This is a genomic window from Paenibacillus thiaminolyticus (assembly GCF_007066085.1).
Classification (GTDB): Bacteria; Bacillota; Bacilli; order Paenibacillales; family Paenibacillaceae; genus Paenibacillus_B; species Paenibacillus_B thiaminolyticus.
This window is the reverse complement of record NZ_CP041405.1, coordinates 3,004,863-3,027,216: the sequence shown is the minus strand read 5'-3', so window position 1 is coordinate 3,027,216 and position 22,354 is coordinate 3,004,863. Positions and strand designations below refer to the sequence as shown.

The window sequence follows — 22,354 nt, the reverse complement described above, 5'->3', positions numbered from 1 at the left end:
AAGGAACATCCCTTGTCCATCCCCAAATCCAATTCCGAACCCAATATTAAACCCAAGCCCGTCTTCGGGCGGCTCGTCCGCAGCAAGCATATGAAGCAGAGGAGCCGGAAGTAGCCGCATCTCTTGCGTAGAACGATGCTCTTTGTTGTCTTTCACGCATGGGAGCCGAGCGGGACAGCTGCTAGGCAGAGGATTGCCGCATGCGATCAACTGGGCAAGCGAAGCGGTGACCTGGCGAAAGCCATTGATATTGTAGTCACATGTTTGAAAAGGCGGGGAGCAAGGCTGTAGCGTTGCTGCGGCATATGCTCCGCCGGATTGCTTTTACCCATGTAGAGAGGGGGACGATCCAGGTGGCTTTTGAAAAAGAAACGTTGTTTTGGAACGAAAAATTCGGTAGCGACGATTATACCTTGACGCGGCTGCCTTACAGCAAAGCTCCAAGCTCCCAGGCGCCCATTATGACAACCGTCGGCGGTTCGCTTTCGGAGAAAGCGGCGCAGCGCGTCCTTCAAATGAGCAAGGGCGCTCCGCTGGCCGCTTTTATGATTTTGCTCGCCGGTGTTCAGTCACTCTTGCATAAATATACAGGCGCTTCTGACATTCTGGTCGGCATGCCGGTTGTACGGAAACCGACGGAGACGCGCCGATCCGTTAATCATACGGTCATTTTGAAAAACTTGCTTTCGGCGGGTGCGACTTTTAAAACGCTTCTGAGCGAGCTGAGGACTTCCTTGCCGGAAACGATTCAGCATCAACATATTCCGTTTTTGAAAATGACGGAGAAGCTGGACCTGCAATATGCAGACGGGATACCCGTCATCCATACGCTAGTTTCCCTTAAGGAGCTGCATCTGGACGAAATTGGGCAAAACGTGGTCACGGATTGTTCCTTTGAATTCAGCTTAACCGGCGGGACGATACAGCTAGCGCTGTCATATAACGAGCACTTATATGACTCCAAGTTCATGACTCGGGTCGTCGGCCATCTGAATCGCCTGCTGGCCGTGGGGCTTCACGAGTTGGAGCTGAACATCGTGCGGGTGGACATGCTGTCGGAGGACGAGAAATTTCAATTGCTGCAAAGCTTTAACGATACCGAGAAGGACTATCCCCGTGATCGGACGATTCATCAGCTCGTGGAGGAGCAGGTGAAGCGGGTGCCCGAAGCAACGGCGGTTGTCTTTGAGGGGCGGCGGCTTTCGTACGCGGAGCTGAACGAACGGGCGAACCGGCTGGCGCGGACGCTGCGATCGGTCGGCGTGCTGCCCAATCAGCTGGTAGGCTTGATGGCCAGGAGATCGCTGGAGACGGTCGTTGGCATTCTGGCGGTTCTGAAAGCTGGCGGTGCCTACGTGCCGATCGACCCGGAATACCCGGAAGAACGCATCCGCTACATTCTGGAGAACTCGAATGCGCAGCTGCTGCTGACTCAAAGGGAGCTGCAGCAGCAGGTGCCGTTCGAAGGGACCGTGTTGGCGCTGGATGACGAGCAGGCCTACAGCGACGATGGAACGAACCTGGAGCCGGCCAGCGGTCCGAATGATCTGGCTTATGTCATCTATACGTCAGGTACGACGGGCAAACCCAAAGGGGTCATGCTGGAGCATCGCGGTTTGGTCAGCTTGAAGCTGATGTTCGCGGACAGGCTGGGCATCACGGAGCATGACCGGATCGTTCAATTCGCCAGCCTGTCGTTCGACGCGTCCTGCTGGGAAGTGTTCAAAGCGCTCTATTTTGGCGCGGCTTTGTACATCCCGACGGCCGAGACGATTCTCGACAACCGCCTGTTCGAGAGTTATATGAACGAGCATGCGATTACGGCGGCGATTTTGCCTCCGACGTACAGCGCTTATTTGAACCCGGACCGCCTTCCCAGCTTAACGAAGCTCGTAACGGGAGGCTCGGCGGTATCGGCCGAATTCGTGCAGCAGTGGAAACCGAAGGTCCACTATTTCAATGCTTACGGCCCTACCGAAGCTTCGATTGTTACGACGCTTTGGGATGCGGATGAGGAGCAGCCGGAGCGCAGAGTCATTCCGATCGGGCGCCCGCTGGCCAATCACCGGATTTTTATTTTGGATGCCCACCTGCAGCTTGTGCCTCCGGGAGTGGACGGCGAGCTGTGCGTGGCAGGCGTGGGGCTTGCGAGAGGTTACCTGAACCATCCGGAGCTGACGGCTGAGAAGTTCGTGGAACATCCGTTTGCGCCGGGAGAACGCCTTTACCGGACGGGAGATCTCGCCCGCTGGCTGCCGGACGGAAATATTGAGTACTTGGGCCGGATCGACCATCAGGTGAAAATCCGTGGATTTAGGATCGAGATCGGCGAGATTGAAGAGCAGCTTCTGAAGATCGACTCCGTGCAGGAGACGATGGTAATCGCGCGGGAAGGCAAAAGCGGGCAAGAATTGTGCGCTTACCTGGTCGCGGGCCGCCCGCTTACGCTCGGCGAGTTGAGAAGCGCGCTGGCGCAAAAATTGCCGAATTACATGATTCCGGCGCATTTTGTTCAGCTTCCGCGGATGCCGCTCACGCCGAACGACAAAATCGACCGCAAGGCTTTGCCCGCCCCAGAAGGAAACGCGCTGACCGGCGGCGCGTACGTAGCTCCCCGCAATGAAGCCGAAAGGGCGCTTGCCGATGTGTGGCAGGCGGTATTGAACGCCGATCGCGTTGGGGTAACGGATCATTTCTTCGAGCTGGGCGGAGACTCGATCAAGTCCATTCAAGTATCTTCGCGGCTTCATCAAGCCGGGTACAAGCTGGAAATCCGGGATTTGTTCAAATATCCGACTATTTCACAGCTCAGCCTGCATGTGAAACCGATCGGACATACCATCGATCAAGGCGAAGTAACGGGTGAAACGGCGCTGACACCGATTCAGCATTGGTTTTTCGAGAGCTCCTTTGCGGCCCCGCATCATTTCAACCAGTCGGTGATGCTGTACCGGAAGGAACGCTTCGACGAAGAGACGGTGCGTCAGGTGCTGCAAAAGCTGGCCGAGCATCATGACGCCTTGCGGATGGTGTTCCGCAAAACGGAACAAGGGTTTAGTCAACGGAACCGCGCGATTCAGGAAGGCGGGCTGTTCACGCTGGACGTGTTCGACTTCAAGGGTGCGGAGAATACCGCACAGGCTGTGGAAGCGAAGGCAACGGATATTCAAGCGGGCATCGATCTGGAGAAAGGGCCCCTCGTGAAGGCGGGACTGTTCCGGTGCGCGGACGGCGATCATTTACTGCTCGCGGTTCATCATGCCGTGGTGGACGGCGTGTCTTGGCGCATTTTGATGGAGGATTTCGCTCTGGGTTACGAGCAGGCCGGCAAAAGCGAGGAAATTCGTTTCCCGGCGAAAACGGATGCGTACCGCACTTGGTCCGAGCAGCTGGCCGCTTACGCGCAAAGCCCGGAGATGGCAAAGGAACGGGCTTATTGGCAGGCCGTGGAACAAATTGCGGTTCCGGCCTTGCCGAAGGATCTGGAGGCGGACGTTACGACGCAGCAGGACAGCGAATCGATGTTCGTCCGTTTGACTCCTGAAGAAACGGAGCTGCTGCTGAAGCGGGTTCACCGGGCCTACAACACCGAAATGAACGATATTTTGGTAACGGCGCTCGGCATAGCCGTTCGCAAGTGGACGGGACACGAACGGGTGCGGATCAATCTCGAAGGACACGGACGCGAATCGATCGGAACGGATATCGACATCACGCGCACAGTCGGCTGGTTTACGACCAAGTTTCCGGTCGTCCTGGAGCCGGAAACCAACCGGGATTTGGCCTATCAGATTAAACAGGTCAAGGAAAGCTTGCGCCGCATTCCGAACAAGGGGCTTGGGTACGGTGTATGCCGCTATCTCTCCAAATCGGAGGATGGCTTTGTTTGGGGCGCAGAGCAGGAAATTAATTTTAACTACCTCGGCCAGTTCGACGATGATGTCAATCAGGACGAGATCGGCATATCTTCTTATTCCAGCGGAAACCCGGCCAGCGACCGGCAGGCCCGCAGCTTTGTGCTGGATATCAACGGCATGGTACTGGACGGCGCTCTATCGCTCGATCTCAGCTACAGCCGGAAGCAGTATCGCAAGGAAACGATGGAAGCCTTCGCTCAGCGGCTTGAGCAAAGTCTCCGAGAGCTCATTACCCACTGCGCAGGCAAAGAACACACCGAATTGACGCCGAGCGATGTGCAATTTAAAGGCTTGACCATCGCGGAATTGGAGCAAATCGGCCAGCGCTCGGGCCATGTCGGGGAAATCGAAAATATTTACTCGCTTACGCCGATGCAGAAGGGCATGTGGTTCCACAGCGCGCTTGACCGGCAAACGGCCGCTTACTTCGAGCAGACGCGGTTTACGATGCGGGGAGCGCTTGACGTCCAGCTTTTCGAGAGGAGCTGGATGGAGCTTGCGAAACGTCATCTGGTGCTGCGGGCGAATTTTGTGAAAGGACCAGCGGGCGAGCTGCTGCAAATCATATACCGCGACAAGCCGGTCGGTTTTGAATATGAAGAGCTGCTTCACTTGCAGCCGGACGAGAAACAAGCGTATTTGGATAAAAAGGCCGAGGATGACAAGCTTCGCGGCTTCGACATGGAACATGACGCGCTCGTTCGGGTTACGATCCTGCGCACCGAAGAGCAGAGCTATCATGTGCTGTGGAGTTTCCAGCATATTTTGATGGACGGCTGGTGCCTGCCGCAACTGACGCAGGAGCTGTTTGAGACGTACTCGGCCTTGGCATCCGGCAAGCAGCCAGCGGGAGATAAGGGATCGGATTATGGCGCTTATATCGAATGGTTGGAGAAACAGGACGATCAGGCGGCATCCGGCTATTGGACGGCGTTCCTGGCAGGTTACGAAGGGCAAACCGTACTCCCGGGGCAAAAGGAAGCGCAGCCGAACGGCAGATTTACGGCTGATCACGTCACCGCCGAGCTGGGCAAGGACTTGAGCGAGCGGATGGACCGGGTGGCGAAAGAGCGTCTGGTTACGGTCAATACGCTGCTGCAAGCCGCTTGGGGCGTGATGCTGCAAAAATATAACGGAACAAACGATGCCGTATTCGGCAGCGTCGTGGCCGGAAGACCGGCGGAAATCCCGGGCATTGAGTCCATGATCGGGCTGTTCATCAATACGGTGCCGGTCCGCGTCACGAGCGAAGGGGACACCGTGTTCGCCGACCTGATGGCGAAGCTCCAAGAGCGGGCGCTGGAGTCCGGGCGTTATGATTACTATCCGCTGTATGAAATTCAAGCCCGCAGCGTGCAAAAGCAAAACCTGATCAACCATATCATCGCTTTCGAGAACTATCCGGTGGACGAGCAGATGGAACAGGCGGGCGACCAGCAGCACGGCGACCTGACGATCACTGACGTTCAGATGGAGGAGCAGACGAACTATAACTTCAACGTGACCGTGGTGCCGGGAGCCGAGATCGAAATTCGGTTCGACTTTAACGCCGAAGTGTTCGATAAAGACAGCATCGAACGGCTCAAGGGGCATCTCGTCCATCTGCTGGAGCAGGTGACGGATAACCCGGAAATTACCGTGGGTGAGCTGGAACTTGTGACGGAGGCGGAAAAGGCCGACCTTCTCGGACGTTTTAACGACACCACTACGGAATTTCCGTGCCGGAAGACGCTCAATCAATTGTTCGAAGAGCAGGCGGAGCTTTACCCGGACAACGTGGCCGCCGTCATGAACGAGCGGCAGCTGACCTACCGCGAGCTGAACGAGCGATCCAACCGCCTTGCACGGAAGCTGCGGGAGACGGGAGTAGAAGCGGACCAACTGGTAGCGATTCTGGCCGAACGCTCGCTCGATATGGTCGTCGGCATTCTGGCGATTCTCAAAGCGGGCGGAGCATACGTGCCTGTCGATCCCGACTACCCGGAGGAGCGCATCCGCTTCATGATCGAGGATTCGGGCGCGCCGTTATTGCTGATTCAAAAGCATCTGCACGAGAAGACCGACTTCGCAGGAACGCGCCTCGAATTGGACGATTTCGTTTGGGGCGACAGAGGGGCGGACTCCGCCGATGCGCTGGACGCTTCGAACCTGGAGCCGATTTCCGGGCCGGGCAACCTGGCTTATGTCATCTACACGTCGGGAACGACCGGCAGACCGAAAGGAACGCTGATCGAGCATAAGAACGTCGTGCGCCTCCTGTTCAACGACAAGAACCTGTTCGACTTCGGGCCGTCCGACACGTGGACGCTGTTCCACTCGTTCTGCTTCGATTTCTCCGTCTGGGAAATGTACGGAGCGCTGCTGTACGGAGGCAAGCTGGTCATCGTACCGCCGCTCACGGCGAAAAATCCGGCCGATTTCTTGGCGCTGCTGGGCCGCGAACAGGTCACGATTTTGAATCAGACGCCAACGTACTTCTACCAACTGCTGCGTGAGGCCTTGGCGGACCATCCGTACGATCTGCGGATTCGCAATGTCATCTTCGGGGGCGAAGCGCTGAGTCCGCTGCTGCTCAAGGGCTTCAAGACGAAGTACCCGGAGACGAAGCTGATTAATATGTACGGCATTACCGAGACGACGGTTCACGTGACGTATAAGGAAATAACGCGGGTCGAAATGGAGGCGGCGAAGAGCAATATCGGCAAGCCGATCCCGACGCTGAGGGTGTACGTCCTGGATGAAAACCGCCGCCCTGTGCCGATCGGCGTAGCAGGCGAAATGTACGTGGCCGGGGAAGGCCTGGCGAGAGGATACCTGAACCGTCCGGATCTGACGGCGGAGAAGTTCGTCGATTCCCCGTTTGCGGAGGGGGAGAAGCTGTACCGCTCGGGCGACTTGGCGGCTTGGCTGCCGGACGGCAACATCGAATACCTGGGCCGGATCGACGACCAGGTCAAAATCCGCGGGTACCGGATCGAGCTGGACGAAATCGAGACGCAGCTGCTGAACGTCGAGGGCGTGGAAGAAGCGGTGGTGCTCGCCCGTCAGGACGGCGGGGGCGAGAAGGCGCTTGTCGCCTACTTTGTGGCGGACCGAACGCTGACGGTCAGCGAAATGAGAACCTCGCTGGCCCAGGGAATGCCGGGATACATGATCCCGTCGTACTTCGTGCAGCTGGAGCGCATGCCGCTGACGACCAACGGCAAAGTGGACCGCAAAGCGCTGCCGGAGCCGCAAGGCGGCATACAAACGGGCGTCGAATACGTAGCGCCGCGTAACTGGACGGAGTCCCAGCTTGTGAAGATCTGGGAGGAAGTGCTGGGCTACTCCGGCATTGGAGTCCTGGACAATTTCTTCGAGCTCGGAGGCCACTCCTTGCGGGCGACGAACCTTGTCAGCAAGATTCAGAAGGAAATGAACGTCGAACTTCCGCTGCGCGACGTATTCCGCTACTCGACGATCGAAGAGATGGCTCTCGCCATCTCCCGGATCGGAGAGCAGTCGTTCTCGTCGATTCCGCTGGCAGGCGCAAGAGCATATTATCCGCTTTCCTCAGCTCAGAAGCGGCTGTTTATCCTGAATCAGCTGGAAGGGGCCGATCAGAGCTACAACATGCCGGGCGTGCTGTTGCTGGAAGGAACGATTGACCAGAGCCAGCTGGAGAAGGCTTTCCGCGGACTGATCGCACGGCACGAAACGCTGCGAACCGGCTTTGAGATCATACAAGGCGAAGCAGTACAGCGCATTTACGAGAGCGTCGACTTTGCCGTCGAGTACCGCCATGCGAACGAGGAAGAAGCGCCTGAAGTCGTGCAGGCCTTCATCCGGCCTTTCGACTTGGCGAAGCCTCCGCTGCTGCGGGCGGAGCTCGTAGAGCTGGCAGCCGAACGTTATTTGCTGATGTTCGACATGCACCATATCGTCTCCGACGGGGTTTCGATGGACGTGTTAGTCGAGGAACTCGTTCGTCTGTACGGCGGTGAGTCGTTAGAGCCTTTGCGCATTCAATACAAGGACTATGCGGTATGGCAGCAGTCGGACGAGCAAAAAGTGCAGTTGAAACGCGAGGAAGCTTACTGGCTGGACCGTTACCGGGGCGAGCTGCCGGTTCTGGAAATGCCGACGGACTATCCGCGTCCTGCCGTGCAGAGCTTTGAGGGACAAACGCTGACGTCCTTCGTGGACGAGGCAACGAACGAAGGCTTGAAGCAGCTGGCCGCTCAAAGAGGAACGACGCTGTATATGGTGCTGCTTGCGGCATATACCGTGCTTTTGCATAAATACACAGGTCAGGACGATTTGATCGTCGGAACGTCGATTGCGGGCAGAACGCACGGAGACACGCAGCCTTTGATCGGAATGTTCGTCAATACGCTGGCGCTCCGCAATTATCCGGCTTCGGAGAAGAGCTTCCTGTCGTATCTCGAAGAAGTGAAAGAAACGACCTTAGGCGCTTACGAGCATCAGAATTATCCGTTCGAAGAGCTCGTCGATAAAGTGCAGGTCAGCCGGGATTTGAGCCGCAACCCGCTGTTTGACACGATGTTCTCCCTGCAAAACTTGGAGGATAAAGAGTTTGAGCTGGAAGGGCTGAATTTGTCCCCGTACCCTAGCGAATACGGCACGGCCAAGTTCGACCTGAGTGTGGATGTTACGGAAGAAAACGGCGGCCTGGAGTGCAGCTTTGAATTCGCAACGGCTCTTTATAAAGAAAGCACGATCCGGCGGCTGTCGACTCATTTCGGACATTTGCTTGCGGCGATCGTAAGCCGTCCGGATGCGAAGATTGCCGAGCTGAACTTGTTGACGGCAGAGGAAAAAGAGCAAATTCTCGGCGCGTTTAACCCGGCGCAGCCGGAAGCGGCTCCTGCGGCCGCGTTCCACCGGCTGTTCGAGGAACAGGCGGAGCGCACGCCGGAAGCGGAGGCCGTCGTGTACGAGAACGACCGGCTGACGTATGCGGAGCTGAACGAGCGGGCGAACCGCTTGGCGGCCACGCTGCGCGCAAGCGGCATCGGCCGGGAGACGATCGTCGGCATTCTCGCCGAGCGTTCGGCGGACTTGCTGGTGGCCGTGCTGGCCGTCTGGAAAGCGGGCGGGGCGTATGTGCCGCTCGACCCGGATTATCCGGCAGACCGCGTGCGGTTCATGCTTGAAGACAGCGGAGCGAAGGTACTGCTGACGCAAACGGCGCTGCGAGAGCGTGCCGAAGCCTGGCTTGGCGAAGAGGAGCGGGCGCTGGCAGCGGTGCTCTACCTCGACGACGAAGCGTCGTACAGCGAGGAGCGGGCGAATGCGCCGATTGGCTCCGGCATGGTCTCCGGCAAGCTGACGGATGCTGTGGACGACGGCGATGAGAGCCATCAGCATGTCGGCACCGACAGCTTCCATGAAGCCCGTCCGGAGGATCTGGCGTACGTGATCTATACGTCGGGAACGACGGGCAAGCCGAAGGGCGTGATGATCGAGCACCGCAGCCTGGTGAACACGGCGGCGGGCTACCGGCGGGAATACCGGTTGGATCAATTCCCGGTGCGCCTGCTGCAGCTTGCCAGCTTCTCGTTCGACGTGTTCGTGGGAGATATCGCGCGGACGTTGTACAACGGAGGCACGATGGTGATTGTGCCGAAGGACGACCGGATCGATCCGTCTCGTCTGCACTACTGGATGGAGCGGGAGCGGGTCACCATCTTCGAATCGACGCCGTCGCTGATCGTGCCGTTCCTGGAGTACGTGCACGAGCAGCAACTGGATATGAGCCGATTGGAGCTGTTGATCACGAGCTCGGACAGCTGCAGCGTGGCGGATTACCGGACCTTGCAGGAACGCTTCGGCTCGTTGTTCCGGATCATCAACGCTTACGGCGTGACGGAAGCGGCGATCGACTCAAGCTTCTACGACGAGGAGCTGGCGAAGCTGCCGCAGACAGGCCATGTGCCGATCGGCAAAGCGTGGCTGAATGCGAAATTCTACATCGTGGACGCGCATTTGAATCCGGTGCCGGTCGGGGTGCTGGGCGAGCTGGTCATCGGCGGAGCCGGCGTGGCGCGCGGGTACTTGAACCGTCCGGAGCTGACGGAAGAGAAGTTCGTAGACAGTCCGTTCGCCGCGGGCGAGCGGCTGTACCGCACGGGCGACTTGGCGCGGTGGATGGAGGACGGGAACGTGGACTTCATCGGCCGGATCGACAACCAGGCGAAAATCCGGGGCTACCGGATTGAGACGGGCGAGATCGAGTCGCAGCTGCTGCGGGTGGAAGGCGTGCGCGAAGCGGTGGTGCTGGTTCGAAGTGACGCGAACGGGCAGAAGGCGCTATGCGCGTATTACACGCCGGATACCGGAGCGGAGTTGGCAGTGAACGTTCTGCGCGGCGCGCTGGCGCAGGAGCTGCCAGGGTACATGATCCCGTCGTACTTCGTGGAGCTGGAGCGCCTGCCTCTGACGCCGAACGGAAAGATTGACCGGAAGGCGCTGCCAGCGCCGGAAGGAGAAGCGGGAAGCGGAACGGAGTACGTCGCACCGCGCAATGAGTTGGAAACGAAGCTGGCGGCGATATGGCAGGAGGTGCTGGGGCTTGCGAAGGAGATTGGCGTTCACGACAACTTCTTCGACATCGGCGGCCACTCCCTGCGGGCGACGACGCTGGTCAGCAAGGTGCACAAGGAACTGAGCGTGGATCTGCCGCTGCGCGACGTGTTCCGCCATTCCACGATCGAGAGCATGGCGGCCGCCATTTCCCGGCTGGATGAGCAGACATTCGTTGCCATTCCGGTGGCGGATGACCGGGAGGTGTACCCGCAATCTTTTGCTCAAAAACGTCTCTTTATCCTGAATCAACTGGAAGACGCGGAGCTTAGCTACAACATGCCGGAGGCGATGCTGCTGGAGGGGGCTTTGGACTGGGCAAGGTTCGAAGAAGCGTTCCGTAAGCTCATGGCGCGGCATGAAATGCTGCGCACCGGGTTCGAAATGGTGGATGGCGAAGCATCGCAGCGGGTTTACCAGGACTTGAATTTTGCCGTGGAGTTCTATCGAGTAGATGAGCAAGAGGCCGAAGAGACGGTTCGCCGTTTTGTCCGTCCGTTTGACTTGGCGAAGCCTCCGCTGCTGAGGGTAGGCCTTGTCGAGCTGGCTCCGGAACGCCATATTCTAATGTACGACATGCATCATATTATTTCCGACGGTATCTCCATGGAAATCTTTGTTGAAGAATTCGTCCGCTTGTACGGCGGCGAGCAATTGGAGCCTCTGCGCATTCAGTACAAAGACTACACCGTTTGGCAGCATTCGCAGGAGCAGAAGGAACGGCTTCAGCGTCAGGAGGCGTACTGGCTGAACATGTTCCAAGGCGAGCTTCCGGTGCTGGAAATGCCAACCGACTATCCGCGTCCGGCCGTGCAGAGCTACGAAGGCCAAACGCTGGAGTTTTTCTTCGACGCTTCGAAAACTGACGGCCTAAGGCAACTGGCCTCGGAAACGGGCACGACGCTGTTTATGGTGCTGCTTGCGGCATATAACGTCCTTCTGCATAAATATTCAGGTCAGGAAGATGTGATCGTCGGTACGCCGATTGCCGGAAGGAATCATGGAGATGTGCAGCCGTTAATCGGGATGTTCTTAAACACGCTGGCGATCCGCAGTTATCCGGCTTCGGAGAAGACATTCCTGTCATACCTGAACGAAGTCAAAGAAACGACCCTCCACGCCTTCGAGCATCAAAACTATCCGTTCGAAGAATTGGTGGACAAGGTGCAAGTCACCCGTGATTTAAGCCGCAATCCGCTCTTCGACACGCTGTTTACGATGCAGAATACGGAGAACGAGGAATTTGAGCTGGAAGGGCTTCGCCTGATTCCTTATCCGAGCGCACTGGATACCGCAAAGTTTGATATCAGCTTGGATGTGGGCGAGGAGAACGGCGGCTTGGATTACAGCTTCGAATATGCGACGGCTATCTACAAAAGGGAGACGATTGAACGGCTGGCGAAGCATTACGAGCAGCTGCTCGTGACGATCATAAGCCGTCCAGATGCGAAGATCGCCGAGCTGAACTTGTTGACGGCAGAGGAAAAAGAACAAATTCTCGGCACGTTCAACCCCGCGCAGCCGGAAGCGGCTCCTGCGGCCGCGTTCCACCGGCTGTTCGAGGAACAGGCGGAGCGCACGCCGGAAGCGGAGGCCGTCGTGTACGAGAACGACCGGCTTACGTATGCGGAGCTGAACGAGCGGGCGAACCGCTTGGCGGCCACGCTGCGCGCAAGCGGCATCGGCCGGGAGACGATCGTCGGCATTCTCGCCGAGCGTTCGGTGGACTTGCTGGTGGCCGTGCTGGCCGTCTGGAAAGCGGGCGGGGCGTATGTGCCGCTCGACCCGGATTATCCGGCGGACCGCGTGCGGTTCATGCTTGAAGACAGCGGAGCGAAGGTACTGCTGACGCAAACGGTGCTGCGAGAGCGTGCCGAAGCCTGGCTTGGCGAAGAGGAGCTGGCGCTGGCAGCGGTGCTCTACCTCGACGACGAAGCGTCGTACAGCGAGGAGCGGGCGAATGCGCCGATTGGCTCCGGCATGGTCTCCGGCAAGCTGACGGATGCTGTGGACGACGGCGATGAGAGCCATCAGAATGTTGGCATGGGCAGCTTCCATGAAGCCCGTCCGGAGGACCTGGCGTACGTGATTTATACGTCGGGAACGACGGGCAAGCCGAAGGGCGTGATGATCGAGCACCGCAGCCTGGTGAACACGGCGGCGGGCTACCGGCGGGAATACCGGTTGGATCAGTTCCCGGTGCGCCTGCTGCAGCTCGCAAGCTTCTCGTTCGACGTGTTCGTGGGAGATATCGCGCGGACGTTGTATAACGGAGGCACGATGGTGATTGTGCCGAAGGACGACCGGATTGATCCGTCTCGTCTGCACCACTGGATGGAGCGGGAGCGGGTCACGATCTTCGAATCGACGCCGGCGCTGATCGTGCCGTTCCTGGAGTACGTGCACGAGCAGCAACTGGATATGAGCCGATTGGAGCTGTTGATCACGAGCTCGGACAGCTGCAGCGTGGCGGATTACCGGACCTTGCAGGAACGCTTCGGCTCGTTGTTCCGGATCATCAACGCATACGGCGTAACGGAAGCGGCGATCGACTCAAGCTTCTACGACGAGGAGCTGGCGAAGCTGCCGCAGACAGGCCATGTGCCGATCGGCAAAGCGTGGCTGAATGCGAAATTCTACATCGTGGACGCGCATCTGAACCCGGTGCCGGTCGGGGTGCTGGGCGAGCTGGTTATCGGCGGAGCCGGCGTGGCGCGCGGGTACTTGAACCGTCCGGAGCTGACGGAAGAGAAGTTCGTAGACAGTCCGTTCGCCGCGGGCGAGCGGCTGTACCGCACGGGGGATTTGGCGCGGTGGATGGAGGACGGGAACGTGGACTTCATCGGCCGGATCGACAACCAGGCGAAAATCCGGGGGTACCGGATTGAAACGGGCGAGATCGAGTCGCAGCTGTTGCGGGTGGAAGGCGTACGCGAAGCGGTGGTGCTGGTTCGAAGTGACGCGAACGGGCAGAAGGCGCTATGCGGGTATTACACGCTGGATACCGGAGCGGAACTGGCAGTGAACGATCTGCGCGGCGCGCTGGCACAGGAGCTGCCGGGCTACATGATCCCGTCGTACTTCGTGGAGCTGGAGGGTCTGCCTCTGACGCCAAACGGAAAGATTGACCGGAAGGCGCTGCCAGCGCCGGAAGGGGAAGCGGGAAGCGGAACGGAGTACGTCGCACCGCGCAATGAGCTGGAAACGAAGCTGGCGGCGATTTGGCAGGAGGTGCTGGGGCTTGCGAAGGAGATTGGCGTTCATGACAACTTCTTCGACATCGGCGGCCACTCCCTGCGGGCGACAACGCTGGCGGGCAAGGTCTTTAAGGAATTAAACGTCAATCTGCCGCTGCGCGACGTATTCCGTCACTCGACGATTGCGGCGATGGCCGAGGCGATCGCCCGGATGGAACGGCAGGAGCATGAGGTCATTCCTCAAGCGGAGGAAAGAGAGTACTATCCTCTGTCCTCCGCGCAGAAACGGCTGTTCATTCAGCACACGCTGGATGGAGCGGATCAGCTTTACAACATGCCGGAGTTGGTGCAGGTGGAAGGCGAGTTTGAATTAGACCGGTTGGAAGCCGCCTTGCGGAAATTGATAACACGGCACGAATCGCTGCGCACCGGTTTTGAAATCGTGAAGGGCGAAGCGGTTCAGCGGATTTACCCGCAGGTCGATTTTGCTATCGAGCATCATGAAGCGGATAAAGCGGATGCGGCTCAAATCGAGCAGATCGTTCGCAGCTTTGTTCGTCCGTTTGATCTCGGAAAGCCGCCGCTGTTGCGAGCCGGGATCATCGGGCTGGAGCCGAACCTGCATATTCTCCTTTTCGACATGCACCATATCGTGTCCGACGGCGTATCGATGGCGATTGTGATCGATGAGTTCTCGAGTTTCTACGCCGGGGAAGAACTGCCGCCACTGCGCATTCAATACAAGGATTATGCCGTTTGGCAGCAGTCGAAGGCCCACCGAGAGCGGATCGGGCGGCAGGAAGCGTACTGGCTGCAAACCTTCGAAGGCGAGCTGCCGACGGCGGACCTGCCGATGGATTACGAACGGTCTGCGGTTCGCAGCTACGAAGGCGCGCATCTGGAGTTCGACGTTGAAGCTTCTCTCTCTGCGCGGCTGCGCGAATTGGCGGCCGAGCGTGACAGCACGTTGTTCATGGTGCTGCTTGCGGCTTATACCGTGCTGCTGTCCAAGTACAGCGGTCAGGAGGACTTGGTCGTGGGCACCCCGGTGGCGGGAAGAACAAACGCCGATTTGGAACCGGTCATCGGGATGTTTGTCAATACGCTGGCGATCCGCAATCGTCCGTCGGGCGACAAAACGTTCTTGTCTTACCTGGAAGAAGTAAAGGAAACGGCTTTGGGTGCTTTCGAGAACCAGAATTATCCATTCGAAGAACTCGTGGAGCGTTTGAATGTGAAGCGGGAGCCTGGCCGCTTCCCGTTGTTCGATGCTGTTTTCGATTTGCAAAATATCGAAGAACGAGACGCCGAGCTGGAAGGGGTCACCCTGAAGAATTACGAGCTTGACCAATTGGAAGAAGCGAAGTTCGATCTGACGCTGTTTATGTATGAAAACAACGGGGCGCTAAGCGGGGGCTTCTTCTACGCCACCAAGCTGTTCAAAGAAGCGATGATCCACACCTTGACCGAGGATTACCTACGGATACTGTCTCAAATTGCGGAAAATCCGCAACTCGAGCTAAGCCGGATTGAATGTCATAAACCGGCTGCAGGCGTAAAGAGTGCCGTCGATACGATCGAATTCGCGTTCTAATCCTACAAGCGCCTCCGCCATCAAGCGAAAACGGCGCGCATCCCAAGGAAGACGGCGAACAACGTCCAAGCCCGTAAACGCGCAGGCCGAAAGCAAGCTTTTTCGGACCTGCGCCGGGGCAAGGGGTTACTTCATTTTTAGGGGAGGTACGAATGAAATCTTTATTTGAAAAGGAAGAACGGTACTGGAGCGGCAAGTTTGACGCCGATGACAGCCTGAGCTTCCTTCCCTACAGTCAATCCTCCAAATTATCCGCCGACGGGGAAGCTGCGGCCGAGCCGGGCTTGCTTCACCGTACTCTGCCGAGCGAACTCTCGGAGAGAATCATTCGCCTCGCCAACGGTTCGGATTTGGCTTTGTACATGATTGTTTTGGCAGGAGTAAAAAGCCTGCTGTTCAAATATACCGGGCAAGACCAAGTGCTGGTCGGCATGCCTTCTTATAGCGCAGACCCCGACGGGACTCCGCCGCCGCATGACATCTTGGTGATCAAGACGTCCGTAAGCCGCCAGACTACGCTGAAAACGCTGCTCGGGGGCATCAAAGCTTCCATCGGCGAGGCGCTGGAGCATCAGCATCTGCCTTTTCGAAAAATGGTGGAGCCGCTCCATCTGGGCTATACGGGGGACGGCCTCCCGGTCGTCAACACCGTCGCATCTTTCGCCCCGATTCATCCGGTACCGCTGGGTAACCGGGTGGCGGCCGATACGGTTTTTCAATTTGACCGCCAAAACCACTCCATCAAGCTGGAAATAAGCTTTGACGGGCAGCGGTACGAGCGGGCATTTGTGGAACAGGCGGCCGACCATCTTGTTCGGCTGCTATCCGTGCTTTTATTTCAGCCGGATCTGGAGCTTGGACAAGCCGATGTGCTGTCCCCAGACGAGAGGGAGATGCTGTTGAAGCGATTTAATGACACCGAAACCGGGTTCGAGCAGGGGAAAACGATTCACGGCTTGTTCGAAGAGCAGGCGGAGCTTTACCCGGACAACGTGGCCGCCGTCATGAACGAGCGGCAGTTGACCTACCGCGAGCTGAACGAGCGATCCAACCGGCTTGCGCGGAAGCTGCGGGAGACGGGAGTAGAAGCGGACCAACTGGTAGCGATTCTGGCTGAACGCTCGCTCGATATGGTCGTCGGCATTCTGGCGATTCTCAAAGCGGGCGGAGCCTACGTGCCTGTCGATCCCGACTACCCGGAGGAGCGCATCCGCTTCATGATCGAGGATTCGGGCGCGCCGTTATTGCTGATTCAAAAGCATCTGCACGAAAAGACTGACTTCGCAGGAACGCGCCTCGAATTGGACGATTTCGTTTGGGGCGACAGAGGGGCGGACTCCGACGATGCACTGGACGCTGCGAACCTGGAGCCGATTTCCGGACCGGGCAACCTGGCTTATGTCATCTACACGTCGGGAACGACCGGCAGACCGAAAGGAACGCTGATCGAGCATAAGAACGTGGTGCGCCTCCTGTTCAACGACAAGAACCTGTTCGACTTCGGGCCGTCCGACACGTGGACGCTGTTCCACTCGTTCTGCTTCGATTTCTCCGTCTGGGAAATGTACGGAGCGCTGCTGTACGGAGGCAAGCTGGTCATCGTACCGCCGCTCACGGCGAAAAATCCGGCCGATTTCTTGGCGCTGCTGGGCCGCGAACAGGTTACGATTTTGAATCAGACGCCAACGTACTTCTACCAGCTGCTGCGTAAGGTCTTGGCGGACCATCCGTACGATCTGCGGATTCGCAACGTCATCTTCGGGGGCGAAGCGCTGAGTCCCCTGCTGCTCAAGGGCTTCAAGACGAAGTACCCGGAGACGAAGCTGATCAATATGTACGGCATTACCGAGACGACGGTTCACGTGACGTATAAGGAAATTACGCGGGTCGAAATGGAGGCGGCGAAGAGCAATATCGGCAAGCCGATCCCGACGCTGAGGGTGTACGTCCTGGATGAGAACCGCCGCCCAGTGCCGATCGGCGTAGCGGGCGAAATGTACGTGGCCGGGGAAGGCCTTGCGAGAGGATACCTGAACCGTCCGGATCTGACGGCGGAGAAGTTCGTCGATTCCCCGTTTGCGGAGGGGGAGAAGCTGTACCGCTCGGGCGACTTGGCGGCTTGGCTGCCGGACGGCAACATCGAATACCTGGGCCGGATCGACCACCAGGTGAAAATCCGCGGCTACCGGATCGAGCTCGACGAAATCGAGACGCAGCTGCTGAAGATCGCCGCCGTGCAAGAAGCCAAGGTGCTCGACCGCGACGACGCGAACGGCCAAAAGCAGCTTGTCGCTTACTACGTCGCGGAAACGAGGCTGGCGGCGCATGAACTCAAGGAGGAGCTCGCCAAGCAGCTTCCGGGGTATATGATTCCTTCGCACCTCGTGCACCTTTCGCAGATGCCGCTGACCCCGAACGGGAAAATCGACCGCAAAGCGCTGCCCGCGCCGGAGGAAGCCGCGGCCGGAGGAGCGGAATATGTCGCGCCGAGAACGCTGCTCGAAATGAAGATCGCCCGCGTCTGGCAGGATACGCTTGGCGTTCCGCAGGTCGGCGTAAAGGATAACTTTTTTGAGTTGGGTGGCAATTCGTTAAGTCTGATGAGGCTCGTTCAAGCCGTTTACGATGAAACGGGCATTGAGATACCGCTGAACCGCCAATTCCATCATGTAACCGTTGAAGCCATGGCTTTCGGAGAGGGGGATCTGGGTCTGGATAAAGGGGGAGACTCCTTCATTAAGCTGAATAAAGCAGGAGATTTGAATGTGTTCTGCTTCCCTCCGGGCAGTGGCTTCGGCATCGGTTACCGGGAGCTCGCAAACAGGCTCGACGGCCAGTTTTTGCTCTACGGCATTGATTTTATCGACGATGCCACCGATTACGAGGTCATGCTGAACCGTTATGTAGACGAGATCGTCCGCATCCAGCCCGAAGGACCTTACGTGCTGCTCGGCTACTGCTTTGGAGGCAACCTCACGTTCGAGGTAGCCAAAACGATGGAGAAAAGAGGGTATTCCGTAACGGACGTGCTCATGGTGGATTCGTGGATTAAGGACACGCTGACGCCTCCCGAAACGTCGGAGAAAGAGCTTGAAGAAACGCTTGCCGATTTCGACGAAGAAGAGAAGGAATTAATGAGCAGTCCGCTCGTGCGGGAGCGGGTTCATCGGAAGGTCAAAGCGACCTTGACGTACGAAGCGCAGCTTATTAATTCCGGCACGATCCCGGCCCGGATTTACGAGCTGATTGCGAAAGACAGCGAAGCGTTCCGCCTAGAGCACCAATTGCCGTCCTGGCGGGGGGCAACGACGCAAGCTTACGCCGATTACCGGCTGGAGGGCGCGCACGAGGAATTGCTGGAACTCGCGCGCGTGGACGAAACGGCCGTTGTCATCCGGGACATTTTAGAGCAAGTCAAGCGGCAGATCGAAGTGGAGGCCGGGGTACTGCATGGAAGCTGACCGGCAGCAGTCTGTTCAAGAACAAGGCACAGCGGCGCCTTCCAAGCGCCAATCCGCTTACGCCACCTGGAAAGCGTTCCGCTGGCTGATGTCCTATGTAAGCCGTCACAAAGGCTGGATGATCGTCGGTACCTTGTCCGCAATTGCCGCCGCCGTTATTGAGATATGGACGGGAAGTTTGATCGAGCAGCTGACCACCCAGGCCGAGGAGGGGGCGGGGCCAATCGTTCTGCAAATCGTGTACACGGTCTTTGTGGTCATCTTGATCGGTGTGCCGGCGAAGTATTTTATGAGCTTCGGGGTGGAGCGAAGCAGCGCCTCTGCGGTGCAGGATATCCGCAACCATGTCATGCGTCATATCGGCAAACTCCCGGTCTCCTATTTGGAAAAGCAGCACTCCGGCGACGTGTTGTCGCGGATCAACAACGACCTGCAGCTTATCCAGCAGTTTATGATTCGGGACCTTGCCCAGTGGTTTTATCATCCGCTATTGTTCATTGGCTGTTTCGCTTATTTGATCTACCTCCAATGGGAGCTGATGCTTTACAGCCTGCTGTTATTTCCCTTAGCGCTGCTGGTGTCCCAATGGATCGGCAAGCAGTTGGAACGGTTGACGGAGGAAGCCCAGGCGAACATGGGCCGAATGAACGTCAACCTCCAGGATACGCTCGGGGGTATGCCTATTGTAAAAAGCTACCTGCTATCCGGCATGTTATCTCGCTCCTACCAAGTGCTGCTGCAATTGACGGCCCACAAAAAGCTGGCCGTGAAAAAGCGGGAAGCCTGGGTCAATCCGTTGCTTTCCACGCTGATGATCAGCCCGATCATTTTCGCCGTCAGTTACGGAAGCTATTTGATCTACCAAGGGCAGCTAGGCGCGGGGGAGCTGGTCGCCTTCCTGTACTTGCTGAATCTGTGTCTGGAGCCGCTGGAGCATATTCCCGAGCTCATCACACGGACGTTCGAAATGGCCGGTGCCCTCAGAAGGGTCTCCGAAATCGTCGAGCAGCCGACCGAAACGGAAAATGGCCGTTCGCTTCCGAAGGCGAGCGCCGCCCCCATCGAGTTTCAGAAGGTAACCTTCGGGTATGAGGAGAGCTCCCCGATCCTGCGGAATGTTAGCTTTTCGGTGCCGGAAGGGAAGACGATCGCGCTTGTCGGAGCGAGCGGCGGAGGGAAGAGCACGGTGTTTAAGCTTGTATGCGGCTTTTATCCGCTTCCGGAGGACCAGGGTGAGATCCGCGTGTTCGGCAGCCTGATCCACGGCGCCGATCCGGAGCAGCTTCGGTCGCATTTTTCCGTGGTAACCCAGGATTCATATTTGTTTAGCGGCACGATCGCCGAAAATATCGGCTACGGGCGGGAAGAAGCGTCGATGGACGAGATTATCGAAGCCGCCAAAGCCGCTCAGGCGCATTCCTTCATTATGCAGCTTGAGGGCGGCTACCAGACATATGTCGGAGAGCGCGGAGGCTTTTTGTCCGGCGGGCAGCGCCAGCGCATTGCAATGGCCCGGGCTTTTCTGAAGGATGCTCCCGTTCTGCTGCTGGACGAGCCAACGTCGGCTCTTGATCCGGAGTCGGAAAGCGCGGTTCAGGAAGCGCTCAATGTATTGATGAAGCAGAGAACGGCCATGGTTATTGCCCACCGGCTTTCTACTGTTCAAAACGCCGACGAAATTTGGGTCATGGAACAGGGGAAGATTGTTGAAAAGGGCACTCATGAACAATTGCTGGAGAGGAAGGGACTGTACGCCCAGTCGTACTACCAGGAATTTACCGATTCTGCCGAACGCAGGGAGGTGGCGTACACATGAAAAAGGGCGGATGGCTCTCTCAAGTGAAAGAACTCGGCTACTTGCTGACCTTTATGAACCGCAAGCGCAAAACCCAGTACGCCATTGGCCTGGCCGTGACGGCGCTCACCCAGACATTGTTCCTGATCGCCTTCAGTTTGGTCGTACATAACTTGGTTGATTTCGCCGTGTCTCGTGATACGTCCCTGATGGTGGAAGCCTTTATTATTTTGGGTGCGGCGCTGTTCCTGGAAAATGTGATTTCTCCTTGGTTCATTTACTTATACCAGCGCAGTGTCGAGCTGACTGTGCTGAATATCCGCGAACGTCTTTACGACAAGCTGTGCCGGGTGCGGCCGAGATTTCTGGAACAGACGCACCATGGGGACTTGCTGTCGCGGGTGAACAACGACGTAACGACCGTTGAGTTTACATTTTCGCAGGTTTACTTCGTTTTGCTGCTTCAAATTGTTTTTTGCATCGGCTCCATTGTCTCCATGGTGTTGATCGATTGGCGGTTTGCCGGCGTATCCTTCGTCATTCTGCTGCTGTCCTCCGTGGTCAGCCTGAAATTTGCGCGGGATATTCGAGCCTTGTCCGAACAAGGCTTGCAAACGCTCGGTAAAATGACCGAAAAATTCAAAGATTTTATGGGCGGCATTCAAATTGTGAAGCTGTTCCGCATCCGTACGATTTACAACCAGTACGAAGCGTTGAACGAACAAATGACGCAGACGCTTCGGCAAACTGCGCAGAAGAATGGCATGCAGGCTGCGGTGAACCATTTTATCAGCTACGTCACGTTCTGCGGCATCATCGTCATCGGCAGTCTTCTTTATGCCTACGGACTGATGGGAATGGGAAGCGTCGCCGCCCTGGCGGTTCTGCAAGTGAATCTGACGCACGCCTTGTTGAACTTGGGGATGGTTCTGTCGATGACCCAAAATTCGCTCGCCGGCGCTCACCGGATTCAAGAGGTACTAAGAGAGGAAGAGGAACCGGAGCGTTTGGGCTCTCCTCACAGCGAGCTAATGTCAGAGGCTGCGGTGGAGTTTCGCGATGTGGAATTTTCCTATCAGGCAGATAAAAAGGTGCTTGTCGACATGTCCATGCAGGTGTTTCCCGGCCAGGTCGCCGCTATCGTAGGGGCCAGCGGCAGCGGCAAAAGTACGCTGATCAAGCTGCTGCTCGGCTTTTATCCTGTGGATAGCGGAGAAATCCTGCTCCAAGGCAAACCGTTCGGCCATTACACGCTGGATGAAATCCGCAGGCAGATTGCATACGTTCCGCAGGAGCCGTTCTTATTTACCGGCACGATTGAGGAAAACATCCGCTACGGCAACCCGGATGCAACGGATGAAGAAGTGATTGAAGCGGCCAAAGCGGCGTATGCTCACCATTTCATTCAGGAACTTCCGGAACAGTATCAAACGTCGGTGGGAGAGAGAGGAGCGTCGTTGTCGGGCGGACAAAGGCAGCGAATTGCGATCGCCCGGGCGATTCTCAAAAACGCCCCGATTCTGCTGCTGGACGAAGCGACTTCCGCGCTGGATAACGAATCCCAGCATTGGGTACAGCAGGCCCTGAACGAATTGATGAAGGGGCGCACCACCATTCTGATTGCCCACCGTCTCAGCACCGTGGAACATGCGGATTTGATTACCGTCATGAACCAAGGCACGGTCGTCGAGCGGGGCCGTCATCAGGACCTGCTGGCGCTCGAGGGTTATTACGCTCGGCTGTACGGCTAGACCCGCTTTACGGTGGGCGGCTTCCTAGGTACAAAGCCTATCTATAAAGAATCT

General features: G+C 57.5%; 4 protein-coding genes. All 4 read left to right on the top strand.

From position 1 onward, the window contains the following. Positions 1-260: 260 nt before the first annotated feature. The gene (locus FLT43_RS13480) at positions 261-15,293 is read left to right on the top strand and encodes a non-ribosomal peptide synthetase (RefSeq protein WP_115057816.1); all 15,033 of its coding nucleotides are present in this window, start codon (positions 261-263) and stop codon (positions 15,291-15,293) included. Positions 15,294-15,445: 152 nt separating this feature from the next. After that, positions 15,446-18,754: a non-ribosomal peptide synthetase gene (locus FLT43_RS13475; RefSeq protein ID WP_115057817.1), complete on the top strand. Its 3,309-nt coding sequence runs from the start codon at positions 15,446-15,448 to the stop codon at positions 18,752-18,754. Next, on the top strand, positions 18,744-20,570 hold the full coding sequence (locus FLT43_RS13470) for an ABC transporter ATP-binding protein (protein WP_087443964.1): 1,827 nt from the start codon (positions 18,744-18,746) through the stop codon (positions 20,568-20,570). The genes FLT43_RS13475 and FLT43_RS13470 overlap by 11 nt, the downstream gene beginning before the upstream one ends. Beyond that, positions 20,567-22,300, top strand: coding sequence for an ABC transporter ATP-binding protein (locus tag FLT43_RS13465; RefSeq protein ID WP_087443965.1), 1,734 nt, complete (start codon positions 20,567-20,569; stop codon positions 22,298-22,300). Before FLT43_RS13470 ends, FLT43_RS13465 begins: the two co-directional genes overlap by 4 nt. The last annotated feature ends 54 nt before the right edge of the window (positions 22,301-22,354 follow it).